We start from the raw sequence: 21,737 nt of genomic DNA on the forward strand, positions 1-21,737 counted from the left end.
TTCCACCTCACGATATATGACAAATCCGGCCATTAACGCAAGTATCTGGTAGAAGAGGAGCGTAGATATAGGCAATTTGGGGGATACAGAACAGGAAGAAAAGCAGACCAAAAGAACGAGCACGCCGTCACATGGTATAGTATTATTGCGTTCAAATGTTCAAGCATTGAACGTGACCTTCTGGCCGATCACCAGCGCACCGCATTCGGCGTACACACAGAGCCAGTTCGTTCTGTGAAGGAACGCCACCTGCCCTGTGCGCCCTCTGATCGCGCAGAAGCAAGGCGTGCACGCTGTTTTCTGTCATCGTGCACCTTCAGTTCTGTCCGAGAGCTGCAACGCGAAGGGCATCCGCTCATCATGGGCCGATGCCCTTTCTCCTCTCGATCAGGCACGCATACACAACTCGCCCAGTAATTAGAAAAGGGCAGGCATCAGAGCTCAGTACTTAGAAAAGTGGCTCAGAGCCTCCTCTTCAGGCGTCTTATCTTGAAAATAAGCCTGCTCGCTCCACTTCACCGCGAGATACGATTTCAGCAACAGTGGGCCAAGCGCCTCGCGTAATACCGCATCCTGTTCCAGCGCGTTGAGCGCCTCATCCAGCGAGGTAGGCAGGCGCCGTATACCAAGCAGCTCGCGCTCCTCATTGCTATAGTTTGCCGGGTCCATCTCCAGAGGTGCGCCCGGATCGAGCCGCTTCTGAATACCATCCAGCCCCGCAGCGATCATCCCCCCAAGCGCCAGATAGGGATTGCCGCTGTGATCCGAGCACTTTAACTCAATGTTGGCCGATAGCACCTCGCGCCCTTTGAAAAGCGACGGTATCCGCACCGCAGCCTCGCGATTGTCATAGCCATACACGTTATAGGCCCCGCTCCAACTGCGAGGTTGAACCCGCTGATAGGAGTTCGGACAGGCACAGGTCAGCGCCATCAACCCACGCATGTGTGCAAGCAGCCCGCCAACGAAATACCTCCCTACCTGACTGAAGCCTCCCCGCTCTTCGGGATCAAAAAACAGGTTCTTGTGCGGCTGTCCCTTATCCCAGAGACTGAAGTGAATATGCGCACCGCTTCCCGCCTGATCCAGAAACGGCTTCGGCGCAAACGAGGCATAGAGATTGAACGTCCGCGCCACACCACGCACCGTCTCACGTACCAGACAGATCGTATCGGCAGCCTGCAATACGGGCGCATTGCTGACCGAGAGTTCCTGCTGAGCCGGGCCGAGCTCGGTATGATAGAGCTCAATCGAGATGCCCTGCTGCTCAAGCGCCTCCAACAGCGCATTGATATAATCGGCCTGTTCATCCAGACCCGCGCTGCTATAGCACAGGCTTTGATCCGCCGGGGTAAACTGCCCGATATCGCGCCGCGCCAGATAGAACTCGTGCTCAACACCGGCCTCAGCTCGTATCCCATGTTCGGCCAGACGAGCAATCATTCGTTTCAGAAAGGTACGCGGGCACGCCTCCCAGGGCACTCCATCCAGCCGCACCATATCGCAAAACATGCTTGCGGTTGCCGGAACATAGGGTAGGAGAGTGAACGTCTCTGGATCAGGGATCAGGCGAAACTCGCCAATCGGCCCCATGCCCTCAACCGGCACCAGTTGTTCCATCCCACTGAATGCCTGCATTGCCAGTGATTGCCCGATGCCCGCAACCATCCGCTCAAGCAGCTTACTGGTATGCGTTGCCTTGCCACGAATAATCCCGCCATTATCACAGTACAGGAAGCGAACCAGGCGTATATGTTCTGTCCGCGTCAGGCGCAGCACGTCTTGAACATCCATCACCAATCCCCTTTCAGACCGACAAAAAGAGCGAAACAATACCCAAAGGTCCTATTCAAGTATAGCGCCCGGCAAAAAGACAGCGCTCGGGGCTCTGTAGCGCAATTCTCAAAAAACCGCTACACTATGGAGACAGCAATTGCACAGCGCTCAGGTGGTCAAAGAAGCCACCTCGCTGGGTATGCTTGAAAAGCCGATAAAAACGGCATTCTATCAGGAGGCTCCCCATGTTTGAGACACTTCCGCGCGACTTTGTCGCCGATTTACAGCACCCTTACTACTATCGTGATATCCATAGTCGCTGGTTCCAGTGGAGCAGCCCCGCAATTCTGGACCAGAGCGCCCGAGCAACATATTATTTTGTCAAAGATTGGCTCCCGGAGGGTAACGAGCTGCATATCCTCGAAGTCGGTTGTGGCACCGGGTTTCTGACACTGGAACTGGCTCGTGATGGTCATACCGTCATCGGAGTCGATAAAATCGCCGACAGCATCGAGATCGCTGAACGCACACTCGCCATTCAGGGAGCAAACGCGCTGCCAGTGCGCTATTTTCAGCAGGATTTTCTGGACTGGGACGCGGGAGAACTGCGCTTCGATGCTATCATCTTTAACCGGGTGCTCCACCACCTTGAGGCGCTGGAACCCACCATGCAGAAAGTTCATCATCTCCTGAAAAATGAGGGGCGCATCATCTGTTATGATTATGCCTACGATTTCTTCGATAAGCAGTGCGCCCTCTGGGTCTACCAGACACAGCGCCTCCTTCAGCTTAGCGGTCATTTCGAGCCCGAGCACCCCCAGGAGACTGACGACGATGCACAGGCAATCGAGCAGATCTATCAGGCATGGGAAGCACGTGGCAGATATCATCAGTTGCAAAAAGGGGAGGATCTGCTTGCAGGGCTCAAGGGCCACTTTACTGAACTCCTGTTCACAGACGCCCCCTGGATCTTTCTGTCTATCGCGAACGGGCTGTGCAATGTCACCCCCGAACAGGAAGAGCGGCTTGTGCGTTTCATCAAGGAGATGGAGCACTATCAGACGGCACAGGGAATAATGCCCGCTGTTGGCTTTCACTTTGTGGGGAAGCGCTAGCAGGGAAGCGCGGGAAACACCTGTTTGCTTTTTTGAATGGTATTTCGGTATACTTGGATCTACGAGAAACGGACAATAGGAAAATCAACAAGGAAAGTTGCTATCTATGCTGCGCAAAGAGAAGGTTCTTGAGGCATTGCGCTATCTCTGTACGCAACAAATGCCACAGCATAGTGTACTTCGCCGTCATGCGGGATTCAGTGCGGAAGAAGTTGCTCTGCAAGCAGGAATAGACCGCAGCAATGCCAGCCGTGATCTTAACCAACTGGCACACGAGGGGATGATTCTTCGTATACCCGGCAGACCGGTCCTGTTCACCCTGAAAACTGAGACGAGCACACCACAAGCCGTCCCACCAGAGGGAACGCCACCAACAATTGTGGCTTCCGTGCAGGTGGGCGCGGTCATTACCAGTTTTGATACGCTCATCGGGAATTCTGAGGGCTTAAAAAGTGCCATTCAACAGGCTAAAGCAGCTATCCTTTACCCACCACATGGCCTGCATACGCTGCTCTGTGGCCCGAGCGGCGTCGGTAAAACCACGGTTGCACGCCTGATGCACGATTTTGCTATTGAACAGGGAGCCTTCCCGGAAGATGCGCCGTTTGTCAGCTTTAACTGCGCGGACTATGCGGGTAATCCTCAGTTGCTCATGGCGCACCTGTTTGGTGTCGTGCGCGGTGCATATACAGGAGCAGATCGAGATCGAAGTGGTCTGGTTGAACAGGCACATCGCGGCATCCTGTTCCTGGATGAAGTGCACCGTCTGCCACCAGAGGGGCAGGAAATGCTTTTCTATTTAATGGATAAGGAGCGCTTCCGGCGGCTTGGCGAGGTCAAGGAGCGGAGCGCCTCCGTGCTGTTGATCGCCGCAACCACAGAGGACCCACATACCACGCTGCTGCCAACCTTTCGACGCCGCATTCCAATGGTCATCAGGCTACCCGGGCTGAATGAGCGTCCGATTATGGAGCGCTATGAGCTGGTTCGCGCCTTCTTCACTGCGGAATGCAGCAGTATCGGCGTCAATATTCAGGTAACTCCCCAGGCGATACAAGCCTTTTTACTGTATAATTGTCCCGGGAATATAGGGCAATTGAGGACTGACGTACAATTAACCTGTGCCCAGGCATATCTGGAATATCGCACCCATAACCGCCATGAGCTCTCTGTCCACATCGATACGCTGCCCGATCATGTGCGCAATGGCCTGCTCCACATTGCCAAGCTGCACCAGACGCTCGAAAAAGAGACCCATTACCATCTCAAAGCCAACCATATCTTTACGCCAACCGGCCTGAATCTGGATAGTGATATAGACTCTGGCCGCAGTCTCTACGACATTATCAATACTGAACTGGCTTTTTTGCGCAAAACCAATCTCTCCGAAGCCGAGATCCATTCCCTGGTACGGCTCTCGATTCAGCAGTATTTTCAGCACTTTGCCCAGAGCATCGACCAGGAAACGAATGAAGCCACAGCCAGCCTGGTAGACAAGCGCCTGCTGAAGCTGGCACAGACCATCGTGCATCATGCGGAAACACAGCTCGGACGCACTTTCCCCGAAAAGTTGCCGCTCGTGCTGGCACTCCATCTGTCCAGCGCGATTGAGCGAAGCAGCCAGGGGCACCCGCTCCATGTCCCGGGGATTCAGGCCGTCCGTCAAACCTATCCCATTGAATATGAAATCGCTCGCTTTGCCTTGCAGCATATTCAGACAGAGATGGGCGTCACCTTGCCCGAAAGCGAGGCAAACGTGCTTGTCGTGCTCTTTAACCACGCGGATACGCTGTTGAGCAACGGGCATGTCTCTGCGGGCATTGTGATTGCAGCACACGGCCATGGAGTGGCACAGGGGCTGGCTGAGCTGGCAAATACACTGGTTGGAGCAACCAGCGTCTCCCCTGTCGAGCTAGACCTTGAGCAGACCCCGGAAGAGATTCTCAATCTGGTGGAACAATGCGTTCGTGACGCCGATCAAGGAAGTGGTGTCCTGCTCCTCGTCGACTTTGCGTCGCTGCTCTCCCTGGGCGAGATCATCGCCCATCGGACCGGAATCGCGATCCGGGCCATCGCGAACATTTCGGCGCCGCTGGTCATCGAGGCATCCCGCAAGGCTCAACGCGCCGAAGGCTACACACTCGATGAGCTGGCCACCAGTCTGGCATCAAACACCCGGGCATACGCCCCCCCCTCTAAAACAACGCAGACTGGCGGTCACCTGCTTCGTGAACAGACAACTCCATACACTCCCACATCAACAAAGAGAGTCATTCTCTCAATCTGCCTGACAGGATATGGCAGCGCAACCAAGCTAGCAGAAGTGATTACCGAGCGCCTGCCTGAGATCTGTGAGCAGGATGTTGAGATTATTTGTATGGATATCAGTATTACAGGGAAAACCGAGGATGAGCTCCAGCGGCTGGTCAGTTCACGGCAGGTCGTGGCAGTCGTGGGGACCATCAATCCACACCTGAAGAACTATCCTTTTATCTCGCTCTCCGAGCTGCTTTTTGGCGATGGCATCACCCGTTTACGGACACTGCTCGGAGGTACCTTCATCGACCCGGCTCTGCTCAATCCACCAACGCGCCGCCTGCGCCCGAGGCAGGCCCAACGCGCCGCCCTGATGCGCGAGATCGAGCATACGCTGCGACAACGCTCGCTTTTTCTAAATCCAGCCCGGGTGCTACCGCTGATAGAACGAACTATCGAAATGATTGAAATTGAGGTCGGAGAAAGCTTTGACACAGAGGTGCTTGCCGGGTTGATTCTCCATCTCGCAACACTGCTTGAACGCAGTCCCTCGCACCCTCCAATGCTGGTCAGCGACGCTATTCGCGAGCAGATTCATCAGCTCTACCCGCGGGAGCTCGCGATCTGTCGCCACGCCTGGCAGGCATTGAGTTTGCAAATCGGGCATCCCTTGCCAGAAGAGGAGGCATATAACATCGTCAGTATTCTCAGGCAAGTTGATATCTTTATCGATCCACCCGCAACACCCTGACAGCAACACTGGAAGCCCCTGCACGCAAAAACACGCACGTTCCAGTGCAGGCAGAGGCAGCCTGCAGCGCTTCCGTCACCCGCGGTAACCATCGGCAGCCGACCAACGTACGCAACAATCGTTCGCGCGGCCTGCCGATCCTTTCACACCCACTTGACTTATCTGAGGCCGGGTCTCCGCTCAGAGCGGTGGTGACCGTATCACATCCCTGAAATAGAGCGGCAGATAACCGGACGTCTTCTTCCATACGGGCTACACAGAACAGAAATAACACACTGAGAAACACACTTCTCCTTCCTCTCCCTGCACCTGATTACCACCTCACTCATTGCTCAAACGGCATAGAGACTTCTTCGAGAAAGGGGCTTTCTCCAGAGATATCCGACGAAACGGCCACCCGGTACTCGCACACAAGAAACACAGTTACAGGGAAGATACGCAGGTAAACCAGCCTTTCCGGGAAAAGAGAGAAAAGCAGAAAAGCAATTAAAAGATTGCTTACTACGCTTCTCTGGCTTCTTCAGCATGTACAGATTCATATGATTCCACAGTGTGTCATCTGTGTAGCACACATCCTGGCATAGAATTTGCAAGAAAGGAAGCAGCAGGGAGAAATCTCCTGACAAAGAGAACGAAGAAGAGATAGTGTGGGAAAAGGGAAACATGATTCGAGTCCTGATTGTCTGTAGCTGGGGCATGTCGACCAGCTTGCTCGTTGATAGCATGATGACGGCGGCCCGGGTAAAGCAGCAAGATCTCCTTGTTGAAGCACTCAGCGCGGGTGAGTATATGGAGCGTGTTGAGGATTTCGATATTATCCTGATCGCGCCTCAGATCCGGCATCTGCGCAAGAATATTGCAGCGATCGCAAGTTCGCTGCACAAGCCGGTCGCCATGATCGAACCCTTTCATTATGCAACGATGAATGGCGAGGCCGTACTTGAGCAGATCGAACACATCTTTCATGTGACTAAAGGGGAGTAACGAAAACGTGATCGAACGCGTCGGCAACTGGTTTGAACGCTATCTCGTCCCACCATTGGGAGTCATAGGCAGCAGCATTTATCTGCAAGCCATCAGGGACGCGTTCATCATTTTCACGCTCCCTCTGATTATCGCGGGCAGTGTCTTTCTCATTATCGCGAACCCGCCATTCTGGAGCCCGGATGCAATACCGGAGTCCTACAAGGCCTTTCAGACCGCCGTCGAGGTACCATTTCAGCTCTCGTTCGGGTTGATGGCGCTCTTTCTGGCGTTTGGAGTTGCGCACAGCCTGTCGCAGTATCGGCGCACCGAAGCGGTACAACCCGGGATTCTGGCAATAGTAGTCTTTCTGGTGGTCAGCATCCCGGTCGGGGATCTCGACACGTTGCGACTCGGGGATCTTCTACCTTATTTCGGTGGGCAAGGGCTTTTAGTCGCGATTCTGGTTGGCATCGGCACAGGTGAAGTAGTATATCGCTTCCGGCAGTCGCGCCTGACGATTCGCCTGCCCAAAACGGTCCCCCCCAACGTCAAACGCGCTTTTGAGGCGCTGGTGCCCACGCTCATTTTACTGACCGTGGCATGGCTGCTTGAGTGGTTTATCAGCGCACATACGTTTATCAATGCGGATGGGAAAGCGCAACCCTATACCTTGCCGATCCTGCTCATGACGGTCTTTAAGCCGCTCGTCGTGGTCCAGGACAGCTATCCTGCTGCCGTATTGGAGATCATTCTGATGATGCTTCTCTGGTCAGTCGGCATTCATGGCATGAACATTGTAACCGCAATGGCAGCGCCATTCTGGTTTACGACGCTGGCAAACAATGTTCACGGGGGACATGGTATCGTCACCGAACCATTTTTCCATATTTTCGCCCATCTTGGTGGCTCGGGAGCCACATGGCCGCTGGTCATCTATATGTTGCGGTCGCGCTCCTCGCAGTTACGCACTGTGGGGAAAGTCGCGCTCGGTCCTGCGATCTTCAATATCAACGAACCAATCACATTCGGCATCCCGATGGTGCTTAACCCGATCATGATGATTCCCTTTGTCTGCGTGCCATTGGTGATTGTCACAATCAACTACATCGTCTTTTCGCTTGGATGGGTCCATGTCCCGGTCATCATGCAACCGTTCACCGTTCCCGTGGGGATCAGTGGCATTATCGCAAGTGGAGGAGACATCCGAGGCGGTCTGCTTCAGTTGTTTGATATTCTGGTCTCCGCTGTTCTATATTATCCGTTTTTCAAGGCCTGGGAACGCATCTTGATGAGTAAAGAACAGCAGGCAGCTCAGACCAATGAGGGTCCCAAAGAGCAGCTTGTGGGTGCTCATCACCAATCCAACTGAAAGGAGGTACCCTTTTTCATTCAGGAATGATCCAAAGAGGGGAATCATACACAATGTCAGGTATTTGTTCAATGACGAACAGGCTTCCATCACTTCTGGTTTTCTGGAACACCCAACCACTGGAATATTCATAATGAGCATGGAGGAAGTTTTCAGCGATGAAACTATTTAAGAAACATCGTTCGTTACAAGCCATGTTTGGCGCATTGTTAATCGCCATGCTGGTCGTGGCATGTGGCAACAGCGGTGCCAACACCGGCAATCCCGGTAATACCAACACGCAGCAGGCAAACGGCAAAGGCTGTAAAAAGGTCGGCGTGCTTCTTCCCGAAACCGCCTCATCGGAGCGCTGGGACAAAAAAGATCGCCCCTTGCTCGAAGAAAAACTTAAGGCGCTTGGCGTTGAAGTCATGATCTCGAACGCCGAAGGCAACGCCGATACGCAGCAGACACAGGCAGACACCGCCCTGACAAAGGGTGCCTGCATTCTGGTCGTCGCTCCGTTCGATGCCGATAAAGCGAGCGCGATCGTGTCTAAGGCGGCTTCTCAGGGCGTTCCCGTCGTTGCTTATGACCGCCTGATCCAGTCCGATGACCTCAACTACTATGTCTCCTTCGATGGCGTCCGCGTCGGTGAGGTACAGGGTCAATACATCGTGGATCACTACAAAGAGTATGTGAAGGGCGATAACAAGAATCTGGTCATGATCAATGGCGGCGAGACCGACAACAATGCCAAGCTGTTCTACAAGGGTGCAATGAACAAGCTACAGCCACTGATTGACAAAGGCGAATTGAAAAAGGTCTACGACCAGTTTACCCCCGAATGGAACAACGATACCGCCCGCACCGAGATGGATGGTGCCCTCACCCAGAGTCAAGATAATGTCCAGATTGCCTATGTCGCAAATGATGGTATGGCCAACTCGGTCATTGCCGCACTGAAGGCCAAGAAGCTGAACGGCAAAGTGCTTGTCACCGGACAGGACGCTACTGCCGCAGGCATTCAGAACATCCTGCTTGGCGATCAGATGATGACGGTCTATAAGCCTATCGTCCAGGAAGCGCAGGCAACCGCAGACATCGTGAAAGCCCTGATTGACGGCACCGACCCCAAGACAGTTACCAAAGGCACGACCGAGAAAACAGCATCTGGTAAAGAGATTCCCTCAGTACTCCTTGAGCCAATCGCTATCGACAAGTCGAACGTCAAGCGCGTCCTCGACGACAAGTACCTGACCAAAGAGGAAGTGTGTCAGAACGTGCCAAAGGGGACCGGCGGCATCTGTTAAGCAGTCATTATCAGGCGGTATCCTGTTCTACACAGGGTACCGTCCTGCCTGTCTGTTCGGACATCTCTTTCAATCAGGAGGACATATGAGTGTAGAAAAGACAGCAGCCCCACAGGACGCGGTACCTCTTCTGCAACTCCGTGGCATCTGCAAAAGCTTCGGAGCAGTTCGCGCACTTGACCACGTTGACTTTGAGGTCTATGCCGGAGAAGTCGTCGGGCTGGTTGGCGATAACGGTGCCGGAAAGTCAACGCTGATCAAAACGATCTCGGGCGTTGGTCCCGCCGATGAGGGCGAAGTATTTGTTGAAGGCCAGCCAGTGACGCTGAACTCACCCCAGGCGGCAACGCAGCTCGGGATCGAAACGGTCTACCAGGATCTTGCCCTCTGTGACAACCTGGATGTCGTTTCAAATCTCTTTTTGGGCAGGGAGAGCACACGGTTTGGCTTCTTATCAGATATCGAAATGGAGCGCCGCAGCTTGCAGGTGTTGCGCACGCTTGATGTCAAGCTGCCCTCAATTCGATCGGTCGTCTCGACGCTCTCAGGCGGGCAGCGCCAGTCGATTGCGGTAGCGAAGACCATTCTACGAAACGCGAAGGTGGTACTTCTTGATGAGCCAACCGCAGCCCTCGGTGTGGCTCAAACGCGCCAGGTCTTAAACCTGATCAAGCGCTTAAAGGTTCAGGGCCTGGGAGTTGTGGTTATCTCTCACAATCTGGCAGATGTTTTTGAGGTCGTTGACCGCATTATCGTCTTGCGTCTGGGTAGGCGTGTCGGTACCTTTGATGTCAAGAATGCCTCACAGGAGCGCGTCATTGCCGCGATCACAGGCGCAGAATTTGGCGAGATTCTTCATACGAATGGAAACGAGACGGGAGGGAAGTAAGCTCATGAGTCAGGTTATCCCATCTGACGACAAACCCAGGGTGGGCAGTGTCGAGCGACCGGAATACAGGCAAAAGCAAACCTTTGCACAGCTTTTGCGCAATGATCTGGGCTTTCTTCCGGTACTGCTGACACTCCTGATTATTGCCATCTACTTTACGATCACTACAGAAGGTCTCTTCCTGCAACCCCGCAACATCTCGGACCTCTTACAGCAGATCGTTAATATCGGTATCGATGGTCTGGGAGTCACATTTGTGCTGCTCCTGGGCGAAATCGATCTCTCCGTTGCAGCCGTGGGCACCTTTGGTGCGGTGGTAACCTCGGTGCTGGCCGTGCGTATGCATGTCGATCCCTACGCAGCAATGGGGCTCGGGCTCCTTGCCGGGGCGCTCGCCGGTTTTATTAACGGGTTCATTGTCGCAGTCTTGCGCGTTCCCTCATTTATCGTGACGCTGGCCGCATCAATCTTTTACTCAGGCTTTCTGCTGAACCTGCTGGCCGGTCAATCAACTCTCAAAGTCAATGACGTTGATCCGCTGGTTGCGCTGGCCGGAACACCATATAGTTTCCTGCCCGACTGGCTGGCCTTCGGTCTACCGACACTGCTCCTCGTCATCTATGCCGCAATGGAGATTTACGGCTGGGTTCAGCGCCGTCGTCTGGAACTACGTACCAAACCGCTCTGGGTGTTGGTGACGCAGATCGCGGCAGCCGTAATTATTGTGGAAGGCATTGTCTTCGTTATGGAGAGCACACCAAGCCCGGTGAAAGGACTCTATCTCGGCATTCCGAACGGGGTGGCGATCTTCTTCGGCTTGATTTATGTCTTCTGGGCGATCAGCACACGAACTCGCTTCGGGCGCCACATCTATGCTGTTGGCGGTAACGCAGAGGCCGCACGCCGCGCCGGTATCAACGTTACCACACTGCGCATTGCAGCTTTTACCCTCTGTTCAACGCTGGCCGTTCTCGGTGGTCTGCTCGCAACTTCACGCTCCCTGGGTGTTGCCAGCCAGATCAACCCGACACTCCAACTGAACGCGATCGCAGCAGCGGTGATCGGCGGTGTCAGCCTGTTTGGTGGCCGGGGTTCCTTCTGGGCGGTTGCCCTCGGTGCGCTGGTCATCGGTAGTCTGGAAAATGGTCTCTCTCTGCGCAGCCAGGGAACAGATATCAAACAGATGGTTGAGGGCGCGGTACTGGTCATTGCCGTTATTGTCGATGCGCTGGTGCGCCGAATGCAGGCCCGTCAAGGACGCTAGTTCCTGCTTGTCCGCCCCGGGTCTCCCTTCAGGCCCGGGGCATTCGTTTCGCTTTATATTGATCTGCATCGCATTGATGAAATCCGCTTGCATCGATTGAATACACTCACTATACTATCTCAAAAGAAAAATAGAGAGAAAGACAGGCAGATAACACAGTGCTTTATCTTCTACTCAAGAGAGCGGTTGGCGTCTTCTTTAATCTCCTGAATATCCTTCTGGGTGGAAACCTGCCGCCCTTTGCTTGCGTCTGCATCCTGGTCGAACAAGAGGGCCGTTTTCTTGCGATTGAACGCACCGAGGGCGGACTTGCCTTCCCGGGCGGCTTTATGCGCTGGCACGAGCAACCAGAAGAGGCAGCACGTCGCGAATGTGAAGAAGAAACCGGGCTCGAAATCGAGGTCAGCGACGTTATCGGCTATGAGACAGGCAGCAGTACAGGCATCACCCGTATGAGCACCATGACATTCCTCTTTGCCGGGAGGGTGCTCGGCGGCTCGCTTAGAGAAAGCATTGAGGGACAGCCGCGCTGGCTTGAGCCTGAAGAGGTCGCTCAGATGGGCGGATACTATCAGGCTCTTTTTGCCCGCTATCAGCAATACCGCAGGGCAGAGCATGCACGCGTCTAAACAGCAAGAAAGCCCGCTCCTTTCAAACGGAACGGGCATCTCCCTGGCTCAGGGCAGATCCGGGCGCAACACCACAGCATCACGCAAATACACATGCCGCAGCTCGCTATTCGAGAGCTCGGTGTTGATATGCACCAGTACACGCACACACTTCGGCAGACTACCCGGTACAGGAATCTCGCGGGCACACATCAGGGGAACCTGAGTCCACCCCATTTCACGCGCCGCCAATGCAGGATAGACCGCATCCAGATCCTCCGTCAGCGTAAAAATGATACTGGCAATATCGTCAGGTTGAAGCTTATTTTGCTCTTTTATTGCCTGGAGTAGCTCAGTCGTCGCCGAAAGAATCGCCTCCCGGTCATTGTGTTCAACTGTAATTGCGCCACGAATACCACGACAGTACACGATCCTGCGCCCCCCTTTTCAAGAGATTTTCCCTAACCCCTTCTTGAACACAAAGAGGATAGATGGCTTTATTGTAAAGGATAGACGCAAGACCGGATAGCCATTCTATAGCATACTCTATAACAAACTACTGCCGCTCTACCGGCAAATCCGCAGCGTTGCGCAGGCGACTGATATACTCGCGAATCGTCCCGGGCTGTTGAGCCTCCTCAGCGCGCTCGATCAGCTTCACAAGCGCGCTCCCGATCACCGCCCCATCAGCGAAACCGGTCACCGCCGCGATATGTTCGGGCGTCGAAAGGCCAAAGCCAACCGCCAGCGGTACATTCTTGGGCTCAGTATAGGTCTGCACACGGGCAATAAACTCGCGTAGGTGAGGTGGTAATTCGCTCCGCGAGCCAGTCACGCCACTCAAGGAGACACAGTAGAGAAAGCCACCAGGCCCCTGAGCCACAATGTCAGCAATGTGTGCAATGCGCTCATCAGGCGTTGTAGGCGGCACCAGGAAGATAATTGCCAGCCCGTAGGCGTAGGCGGCTCGTTGGAGCGACTCGGCCTCTTCAGGCGGAAGGTCGGGAATAATCAGGCCACAGATACCGCTATTACAGGCATCACGACAAAAACGCTCCAGCCCATAGGCAAGGATCGGGTTGTAGTAGCCCATAAAAACCAGCGGCGCATCACTTTGCGCGGCAATCCGCGAGGCAATCTGCATGCAGCCCTTCAAGGTCATTCCCTGTTCCAGCGCTACATGGCCAGCCTGCTGAATCGTCGCGCCATCGGCCAGCGGGTCGCTGAAGGGAATCCCGAGCTCGATAATGTCAGCGCCGCCCTCGATAGCTGCCAGAATAATCTTCTCGCTTTGCTCTGCCGAAGGATAGCCACACATAAAATAGGGAATCAGCACCCCGCGCCGCTCGCGACGGGCTCGCTCAAACACCTGTGAGATTCGTGTTGCAGGCTGCTCAGCCACGACGTCTTTCACTTCCATTATAGCTTTTTCTCCTCGTTCTTTGATCCCTTACGCGGAAAAACCGGGGTGATCTTTATCCAGCACAGCACTTTCATAGGTTCCGCCGGCATATTTGCTCAACAGTTCGCGCAGATCGGTCAGCGCCGCAAGCACATCGCGCCGGGCGTCGGCATGATGGCCCTCAACCGTGATAATCGCATCGGTGGTTGTGCTTTTCGCAGCGCTCTGCTCACTCTGTCGCCAGCACCAGCGTCGTGCATAGACAAGGCCGGTCTCATCAGAGAAAATCACCTCGCCAGGCTCAGGATGCTCCGCTTCGACCTCTCCCAGAATTGTAAAGCGTTCTTCACCTCGCGCGAAGTGAACCGTAATCGCTCCCTGTGCCGCCTGCATATCACAGACCGCAATCGGCAACGCATACCGGATACTGATCAGATTCCCAAGATCAACCAGCAGATTGATACTCGGGATATCGCCTTTCTTCGTCAGACGCCGTAAAAGCGCCTCAGCAGCGCAGCGATACTGTGTCGGCTCAACGCCAAACCCGCGAAACGCCTGCCGCCAGGCCGCAATAGACTCAAGACGGCTCAGCGGTGTCGTCCCAAGACGCTCGATAACAGCCTGCTGTTCGGCGGTATAGGTTGCCAGCAAGCTCTCGGGCGTGGGTCCATTGTGCATCCCTCGGGCTACGATCACCCCCCCGACAACGGTTGGGTAGCGCTCGAGGATCTCCGCACTGTACTGAAAGGTATACATCCTCTTTACCTCCTTATAAAGAGACACCGAGCGCCTTCGCGACCGTTTGCATATCCTTGTCGCCACGCCCTGAAAGGTTCACAATCACAATTGAGCCGGGCGGCACTTTGCCCTGTTTACCCATCTCCAGCAGATGGCCCAGAGCATGAGAAGACTCCAGCGCGGGAATAATGCCCTCTGTCTGGCTCAATACCTGTAAGCCGTTAAGGGCAACGGCATCACTGGCCGGAACATAGGATGCTCGTCCCGACGCCTTGAGATAGCTGTGTTCTGGCCCGACGCCGGGATAATCCAGTCCCGCCGAAATGCTGTGCGTATCCAGCACCTGTCCATCCTCATTCTGAAGCAGGTAACTATAAGCTCCATGCAGCACTCCCGGCGTTCCAGCCGCAAGCGAGGCCGCATGTTCGCCCTCCTTCATCCCGGTGCCGCCAGCCTCAACCCCGATCAGTTGCACACCTTCATCTCCGGCAAACGGGTGAAAAATGCCAATAGCGTTGCTACCACCGCCAACACAAGCCAGAATCATATCAGGCAAGCGCCCTTCCAATTGAAGAATCTGCTCACGCGCCTCCTGCCCAATCACCGACTGATAATCACGCACAATCCGCGGATAGGGATGCGGACCAGCCGCGGTGCCGAACAGGTAGAAGGTATCGTTCACATTCGTCACCCAGTCGCGGAAGGCCTCGTTAATAGCGTCCTTCAAGGTGCGAGAGCCAATATCAACCGAGCGTACCTCAGCTCCGAGCAGCTTCATCCGGAACACATTCAACGCCTGCCTCTCAACATCGACGGAGCCCATATAGATAACGCATTTCAGGCCAAGCCACGCACACACAGTCGCGGTCGCCACACCATGCTGACCGGCTCCGGTCTCCGCGATAATACGCTGCTTTCCCATATAGCGAGCAAGCAGGCCCTGGCCGACGGCGTTATTGATCTTGTGTGCACCGGTATGGTTCAGATCTTCGCGCTTCAGATAGACCTTGACGCCCGGCCCGACCCGCTCTGAAAAGCGCGGCGCATAGTAGAGCAGGCTCGGTCGTCCCACATACTCCCGCAGTGCACGCCGCAACTCTTCTTGAAAAGCCTCATCATGCAGAGAGCGCTCATACGCCTCTTCTAGCTCGGCAAAGACTGGAACAAGGCTCTCGGGAATGTACTTTCCGCCAAAGTCGCCAAAACGGCCACGCATATCAGGATAGAGACCATGCTGATAGCTGGATTTCTGATGTGATATCTGTTGTTGCTGCATAAACGCTTTCTTTCTACTGGCTACAAGGTGACTACAGGGAGAGAGTGCGAACGAACCTGCTGTAAGAAGGCGCGAATCTTCGCGGGATCTTTGCGCCTCTCAGTCTCAACCCCGCTACTGACATCAACACCCCACGGTCGCACCTGAGAGAGCGCTTCCTGTACATTCTCAGGTGTAAGCCCACCTGCAAGAAAGACCCGCTGACGCTGTGCGGCCTTCGCGGCAAGCGCCCAGTCGTGTGGGACACCGGTTCCACCCCACTGCTGCGGCGCAGGTGTATCGAGCAAGAGCCGCCATGCCACATCATGATAAGCATCCATCAGGGCCAGATCTGTCTGATCGTTGAGATGCAGCGCTTTTAAAACAGGACGCTGAATCCGTTGGCAGAACTCGGGGGACTCGGTGCCGTGAAGCTGCACAAAATGCAGGCCCGCCTGCTCCGCTATCTCATTAATAACCTCTGCATCCTCATTGACAAAGACCCCGACGAGATCGGGTGCGGGCTTCCCATTTACATAGGAGACATAGCCAGCAGTAGCCTCTAGCAGCGAGCGAACACGCTCTGGCGCCACATAGCGATGACTCGGCTTGTAGAAGATCAGACCGAGAAAGTCAGCCCCGGCCTCAATCGCTACCTCGACATCCTCCGCGCGCTTCAGCCCGCAGACCTTCACCTGCATGCCCTCATTCGCGCCCTGAAGCAGCGTCCGCATCTGCGTCGGCACGTCACCGGAGACGACCAGCGATTCACCAACCAGCATCGCCTGTACGTCATATCGAGCGACACGCCGCGCATCATCAGCGGTATGAATGCCGCTCTCAGCGACGACGACCCGGTCAGCAGGAATAAAACGACGCATATCGCGAATCAGATACGGGTTCATCTTGAAGGTCACCAGATCACGACTGTTAACCCCGATCAGCTTTGCATCAGCTGCTACCGCCCGCCTGACCTCTTCAGTGGTGTGCGCTTCTACCAGCGAACACATCCCAAGACTCCGGGCCAGCTCCAGCAGATAACGCAGTTGCGCATCATCCAGCAACGCACAGATCAGCAGAATGGCATCGGCCCCCCAGGCCCGCGCCTCGTAGACCTGATATTCGTCAACAATAAAATCTTTGCGCAGCACCGGAACCTGCACCGCCTGCTTGATCGCGGTCAAAAACTCTGGCGCTCCCAGGAAAAAGTGTGGCTCGGTGAGCACAGAAATAGCCGCCGCCCCGTTGGCCTCGTAGACCTTCGCCAGCGCTACTGGATCCAGATCAGGCGCGAGCAGGCCCTTTGAGGGCGAGGCCCGTTTGACCTCCGCGATCAAATTGACCCGGGTACGAGGCGTGAAAGCCGCGAGCATATCACGAGGAGCAGGCTGCGCCAGTGCCCGAGCCCGCATCTCCTCAAGCGAACAATCCTGCTTCCGCAGGATCAGATCCTCACGTGTCTGTGCAACAATTCGATCAAGAAACATATCTCACCTGACTACCAGACGCAACCTGCGTAGATTCGATAACTTCAGCTAATTTCTGTCTGGCCTTGCCCGCTTTTAAGGTGGCCTGCGCCAGCTTCACCCCTTCCTGCAACGAGGGGACCAGATCGTTTGCCAGCAGCGCCGCCCCGGCATTCAGACAGAGCATATGTGTCTTCGGCGAATCGGTATACTCGCTCAGGACCATGCGGAAAATGGCCGCGTTCTCCTCAACGCTGCCCCCACGGACTGCATCGCGATCAGCGACACGGGGCAGGCCCAGTTCTTCGGGCGTAATTGTATATTCGCGCAGTTCCTCACCTGCTCGCACCTCACAAATACGGGTGGGAGCGCTTAACGAGCACTCGTCAAGGCCATCTTCGCCATGCACGATCAGCGCATGTTTACAGCCCAGACGCAGCAGCACCTCACCCATTTTGCGCATCAGCGACGCCTCAGGTACGCCCAATACCTGATATGGCGTGTAGGCCGGATTGGTCAGCGGGCCAAGAATATTAAAGACGGTACGAATTCCGATCTCGCGCCGCGTCGGGCCCACATGTCTCATCGAGGGATGGAAGGCCGGAGCATACATAAAGCCGAAGCCCGTTTCCTGAATACAATAGGCGACCTGCTCAGGGGTCAGTTCAATCGTGGCCCCAAGCGCTTCCAGTACGTCGGCACTACCGCAATGACTGGTAGCCGAGCGATTCCCATGTTTAGCAATCGTGGCACCAGCCGCCGCCGCCAGAATGCCGGCAGCCGTTGAGACATTGAACGTGCCCGCTCGATCGCCGCCTGTGCCGCAGGTATCCATCGCGCGCGTCGCAAACGCTTCGTCCAGATGTACCCGCAGGGCCTTCTCACGCATCACTCGGGCCAGACCGGTAATCTCTTCGGTGGTCTCGCCCCCCGGGCGCAGGCGAAGCGCAGTCAGGAAGGCCCCCATCTGAGACGGGGTCGCCATTCCGGTCATAATTTCTTCCATCACAGCGGCAGCTTCGCTCTCGTTCAGCGTTGCCCCGGCGCTGACCTGTACAATAGCCTCACGGATCGTCATGCTTTACTCCTCTCACGCTGCCCTCGCTCGCAGCGCGTTCCTAGCAGCTCAATGCAACTGATTGCTGTAGAAAATTGCGTAACAGGCTTTTTCCAACCGGAGTCATAATCGACTCGGGATGAAACTGAATCCCTTCAACCGGGAACGCACGATGACGTATCCCCATAATCAGACCATCGGCGGTCGTTGCCGTCACTTCCAGCGACTCCGGAAGCGTCTCCAGCTCAACAATGAGGCTATGATAGCGACAGGCCTCGAACGATTGGGGCAGCTCACGAAACACCCCCTGTCCGCTATGCTCAATGGACGATACCTTCCCGTGCACCGGCTCCGGCGCTCTGATGACACGTCCCCCGTACACCTGCCCGATACACTGATGACCCAGACACACACCGAGGATCGGGGTGGAAGAGCCAAAACGCTCAATCACCTGACACGAAATCCCTGCCTCGTTCGGCGTACAGGGCCCGGGTGAGATCACAATGTGCTCGGGGTGCAAGCGCTCAATCTCCTTCAGCGTGATTCGGTCATTCCGGTAGACCTCAACGCTGGCCCCAAGCTCGGAAAGATATTGATAGAGATTGTAGGTAAAGCTGTCATAGTTATCGAGCAAGAGCAGCATTGCTATCCCCCTTTTCCGATACATCAACGGCCAGTTCGTCACGCGTCATTTGCTCCGCCTCGTCCAGTGCTCGCATCAACGCCATTGCCTTGTTCACGCTCTCCTGATATTCAAATTCGGGGTCTGAGTCGGCCACCACACCACAGCCAGCCTGTATATAGGCGATGCCGTCCTGCATGACCATCGTGCGTAGGGCTATGGCAGTCTCCTGATTGCCGGTGTGTCCAAAATAGCCAACAGCACCCGCATACACGCCTCGCTGCTCGCCCTCAAGCTCGCTAATAATCTCCATTGCCCGCACTTTTGGCGCACCGGAGACTGTGCCAGCCGGGAAGCCTGCACGCAAGGCGTCAAACGGAGAGAGCTCCGGGCGCAGCGTGCCCGTGACATTAGAGACCAGATGCATCACATGCGAGTAGCGCTCGATGGTCATAAACTCATCCACCTGAACGGAACCCGGCACGCTCACCCGTCCCACATCATTGCGAGCAAGATCAACCAGCATCACATGTTCGGCTCGCTCCTTAATATCGGCCTGCAACTCACGCCCCAGCGCCTCATCACTGGCTGGATCAGCGCCACGCTTGCGGGTTCCCGCGATCGGGCGGATCGTGACCTGCTCGTCCTCGTAGCGCACCAGCAACTCGGGCGATGCCCCAACTATATGAAAATCCTTAAGGTCCAGATAGAACATGTAGGGAGAGGGATTAATAGTCCGAAGCGCCCGGTAGACCGTAAAGGGTGTGGCCTTCACCGGCCGACTGAAGCGCTGTGACGGCACAATCTGGAACGCATCGCCGGCCTTGATATACTCAACCGAGCGGCGCACCATCTCCATAAACTCAGCTTTCATGCGATTGGAGGTCAACGGAGCGGTTGGCTCATCCACCGTTCCCTCATAGCGCGGCGTACGGAGTGGTTGCCGCAATTGCAGCTGAATCTCGTCAATCAAAGCACAGACGCGCTGATACTCTGCCTGCAAATCAGGCGCATCAAGATGCAGATGCGTCATAATGCGCACGCGATGCCGCACATGATCGAAGACCAGCACCGTTTCAGTAAAACACTGAACGGCCAGCGGCAGGCCAAGCGCGGTCTTCTCCGGCACCGGCACCCGCTCAAAACGGGCCACAGCCTCATAGCTGACATACCCGACGGCCCCCCCAAAGAACTTCGGCAACTCGCTGGCAGACAGGCCGGACGGCATCACCAGGCGGTAGCGTCCAAGCTCTTCTTCGATCAATGTCAACGGGTCATGACAGGGCACCTCTTCAATATCCGGCGTTTCACTCGCGTGGGAGTATTTGAGCAGGCGGGCCGTCTGTCCTCGATGAATCATGACCATATAGGGTTGGATACCAATAAATGAGTAGCGGGCCACCTGCTCCCCACCGGTCACGCTTTCCAGCAGAAACGTAAACGGCTTGAGCGCAGTCTTGCAGTATGCAGAAACCGGTGTCTCCATATCGGCCATGACATCGCTATAGATGGGCATGATTGGCCGCGTTTGTCCGACAACCTGACTACCGGCCTCGCGGTCATACGCTTGTTGTATTTCGGTAAACGATGGATAATACATCTTTCAACCTGCACTTCTACCGTCCGGGAAGTGCCCGGAAAGGCGACTTCCACAGACAGGCGCATCAAACGATATGCATAACATGCGCGTTTCTTCTGGTCCCGAGACTAGCCCAGACCAACCACTTCTTTGACCCGGCGAACCGTCTCTGCCGCGAGCGGGCGAGCTCGATCAGCGCCCTCCTTGAGGATACTTTCGAGCATTGGCAAATCATTCATATACTCATGATACCGCTGCTGGATTGGTTCCAGTGTCGCGACAATGCAATCGGTCAGCGCGGCCTTGAATTCGCCATACCCCTTCCCCTCGAACTCGGCCTCGATCTCCTCACGCGAGCGTCCGGTCAACGCCTGATAGATCGAGAGCAGATTCGTGATGCCAGGGCGCTCTGGATCAAAGGCGACCAGCCGGAGAGAGTCCGTCGTTGCGCGTCCGATCTTCTTCTTGATAGCCTTTGGCGTATCCAACAGCGAGATGCGAGAGCCCTCATCAGGATCGCTCTTACTCATCTTCTTCGTCGGCTCGGTCAGCGACATGATACGCGCAGCCACCGAGCGAATCTGTGCTTCGGGGATCGTAAAGATCTGCTGCTTATACCGATTGTTAAAGCGGATAGCGATGTCGCGAGTGAGCTCAACATGCTGGCGCTGGTCGTCTCCCACAGGAACATAGTTCGTGTGATAGAGCAGAATATCACAGGCCATCAACACAGGATAGCAATACAGCCCGGTGCCAACGGAATCGAGATTTGATCCCGCTTTCGACTTGAACTGCGTCATGCGATTGAGCCAGCCCATCGGCGTAAAGCAGTTTAAGATCCAGCTTAATTCAGCATGTTCATGCACGTGGGACTGGACGAAGAGTCTGCAATGCTTCGGATCAAGTCCACAGGCCAGATAGAGCGCGGCCAGTTTGCGTGTATTGGCATGGAGCTCCACAGGGTCAATAGGAACCGTGATAGCATGCAGGTCGACAATGCAAAAGATATTGTCGTATTGATCCTGAGTTTCCACCCAGTTACGAATAGCGCCCAGATAGTTCCCCAGGTGAATATTTCCGGTCGGCTGCACTCCTGAGAAGGTGCGCTTCTTCGTAGCCATTTTCTCGGCCCCGGGCGCAGTCGCCTCATGCGTATCAACAGTCATAATCTTCAAACCTCCATTTATGCGACATCAAAGAGAAGGAGCCCAAAAACAAAAACGCCTCTCATCCCCCAGGGACGAGAAGCGGCAAGCTTTCCGTGGTACCACCCTTATTCAGATTATCTCACACTGAAAGATAATCCCTCATTTCCAGATACGACCAGAATTC

Annotated in this window: 18 protein-coding genes and 1 other annotated feature (1 of these 19 cut by a window edge); of the genes, 8 read left to right on the forward strand and 10 right to left on the reverse strand. The window is 55.2% G+C overall.

Going from position 1 to position 21,737, the window contains the following annotated elements; genetic code table 11:
• Positions 1 to 441 precede the first annotated feature (441 nt).
• A complete protein-coding gene (locus EI42_RS01005) occupies positions 442 to 1,794 on the reverse strand; it encodes a glutamine synthetase family protein (RefSeq protein ID WP_111317824.1) in 1,353 nt (450 codons plus the stop codon).
• A gap of 227 nt (positions 1,795 to 2,021) precedes the next feature.
• Here EI42_RS01005 and EI42_RS01010 point away from each other — a divergent pair, with 227 nt between their 5' ends.
• The 8 genes from EI42_RS01010 to EI42_RS01050 all read left to right on the forward strand — a co-directional run bounded on the left by EI42_RS01010 (position 2,022) and on the right by EI42_RS01050 (position 12,307).
• Positions 2,022 to 2,891, forward strand: coding sequence for a class I SAM-dependent methyltransferase (locus EI42_RS01010; RefSeq protein WP_111317827.1), 870 nt, complete (start codon positions 2,022 to 2,024; stop codon positions 2,889 to 2,891).
• Positions 2,892 to 2,997: 106 nt separating this feature from the next.
• Complete coding sequence (locus EI42_RS01015) at positions 2,998 to 5,898, forward strand: sigma-54-dependent transcriptional regulator (protein WP_111317830.1); 2,901 nt, start codon at positions 2,998 to 3,000, stop codon at positions 5,896 to 5,898.
• Positions 5,899 to 6,561: 663 nt separating this feature from the next.
• Positions 6,562 to 6,882: a PTS sugar transporter subunit IIB gene (locus EI42_RS01020; RefSeq protein WP_111317833.1), complete on the forward strand. Its 321-nt coding sequence runs from the start codon at positions 6,562 to 6,564 to the stop codon at positions 6,880 to 6,882.
• A 7-nt stretch (positions 6,883 to 6,889) separates the two neighbouring features.
• Entirely contained in the window at positions 6,890 to 8,233 is a 1,344-nt protein-coding gene (locus EI42_RS01025; RefSeq protein ID WP_111317836.1) for a PTS sugar transporter subunit IIC, read from the forward strand.
• Between the two features lie 158 nt (positions 8,234 to 8,391).
• Positions 8,392 to 9,525, forward strand: a complete 1,134-nt coding sequence (locus tag EI42_RS01035; protein WP_111317842.1) for a sugar ABC transporter substrate-binding protein — start codon at positions 8,392 to 8,394, stop codon at positions 9,523 to 9,525.
• An 85-nt stretch (positions 9,526 to 9,610) separates the two neighbouring features.
• Positions 9,611 to 10,414: an ATP-binding cassette domain-containing protein gene (locus tag EI42_RS01040; RefSeq protein ID WP_111317844.1), complete on the forward strand. Its 804-nt coding sequence runs from the start codon at positions 9,611 to 9,613 to the stop codon at positions 10,412 to 10,414.
• A gap of 4 nt (positions 10,415 to 10,418) precedes the next feature.
• The gene (locus tag EI42_RS01045) at positions 10,419 to 11,678 is read left to right on the forward strand and encodes a sugar ABC transporter permease (protein WP_111317847.1); all 1,260 of its coding nucleotides are present in this window, start codon (positions 10,419 to 10,421) and stop codon (positions 11,676 to 11,678) included.
• Positions 11,679 to 11,836: 158 nt separating this feature from the next.
• The gene (locus EI42_RS01050; RefSeq protein WP_111317850.1) at positions 11,837 to 12,307 is read left to right on the forward strand and encodes an NUDIX hydrolase; all 471 of its coding nucleotides are present in this window, start codon (positions 11,837 to 11,839) and stop codon (positions 12,305 to 12,307) included.
• A gap of 48 nt (positions 12,308 to 12,355) precedes the next feature.
• Here EI42_RS01050 and aroH read toward each other — a convergent pair whose 3' ends face one another.
• The 9 genes from aroH to trpS form a co-directional block, all read right to left on the reverse strand.
• On the reverse strand, positions 12,356 to 12,715 hold the full coding sequence (gene aroH / locus EI42_RS01055; protein ID WP_111317852.1) for a chorismate mutase: 360 nt from the start codon (positions 12,713 to 12,715) through the stop codon (positions 12,356 to 12,358).
• A 127-nt stretch (positions 12,716 to 12,842) separates the two neighbouring features.
• The gene (trpA, locus tag EI42_RS01060; RefSeq protein ID WP_111317854.1) at positions 12,843 to 13,706 is read right to left on the reverse strand and encodes a tryptophan synthase subunit alpha; all 864 of its coding nucleotides are present in this window, start codon (positions 13,704 to 13,706) and stop codon (positions 12,843 to 12,845) included.
• A gap of 30 nt (positions 13,707 to 13,736) precedes the next feature.
• Entirely contained in the window at positions 13,737 to 14,444 is a 708-nt protein-coding gene (locus EI42_RS01065) for a B3/B4 domain-containing protein (protein ID WP_111317857.1), read from the reverse strand.
• Positions 14,445 to 14,457: 13 nt separating this feature from the next.
• A complete protein-coding gene (gene trpB, locus EI42_RS01070; RefSeq protein WP_111317860.1) occupies positions 14,458 to 15,702 on the reverse strand; it encodes a tryptophan synthase subunit beta in 1,245 nt (414 codons plus the stop codon).
• Between the two features lie 20 nt (positions 15,703 to 15,722).
• Positions 15,723 to 17,168 carry a bifunctional indole-3-glycerol-phosphate synthase TrpC/phosphoribosylanthranilate isomerase TrpF gene (gene trpCF / locus EI42_RS01075; protein ID WP_111317863.1) on the reverse strand — a complete coding sequence of 482 codons (1,446 nt, stop codon included), beginning with the start codon at positions 17,166 to 17,168 and terminating at the stop codon, positions 15,723 to 15,725.
• On the reverse strand, positions 17,158 to 18,225 hold the full coding sequence (gene trpD / locus EI42_RS01080) for an anthranilate phosphoribosyltransferase (protein WP_111317866.1): 1,068 nt from the start codon (positions 18,223 to 18,225) through the stop codon (positions 17,158 to 17,160). The genes trpCF and trpD overlap by 11 nt, the downstream gene beginning before the upstream one ends.
• 40 nt (positions 18,226 to 18,265) lie before the next feature.
• Entirely contained in the window at positions 18,266 to 18,847 is a 582-nt protein-coding gene (locus tag EI42_RS01085; RefSeq protein WP_111317869.1) for an anthranilate synthase component II, read from the reverse strand.
• The gene (trpE, locus tag EI42_RS01090; protein ID WP_111317872.1) at positions 18,828 to 20,426 is read right to left on the reverse strand and encodes an anthranilate synthase component I; all 1,599 of its coding nucleotides are present in this window, start codon (positions 20,424 to 20,426) and stop codon (positions 18,828 to 18,830) included. Before trpE ends, EI42_RS01085 begins: the two co-directional genes overlap by 20 nt.
• Before the next feature lie 107 nt (positions 20,427 to 20,533).
• Positions 20,534 to 21,571, reverse strand: coding sequence for a tryptophan--tRNA ligase (gene trpS / locus EI42_RS01095; protein WP_211325984.1), 1,038 nt, complete (start codon positions 21,569 to 21,571; stop codon positions 20,534 to 20,536).
• Between the two features lie 67 nt (positions 21,572 to 21,638).
• Positions 21,639 to 21,737: a binding site (T-box leader), on the reverse strand; it runs 177 nt beyond the window's last position.

It is taken from the genome of Thermosporothrix hazakensis (genome assembly GCF_003253565.1).
Taxonomy (GTDB): domain Bacteria; phylum Chloroflexota; class Ktedonobacteria; order Ktedonobacterales; family Ktedonobacteraceae; genus Thermosporothrix; species Thermosporothrix hazakensis.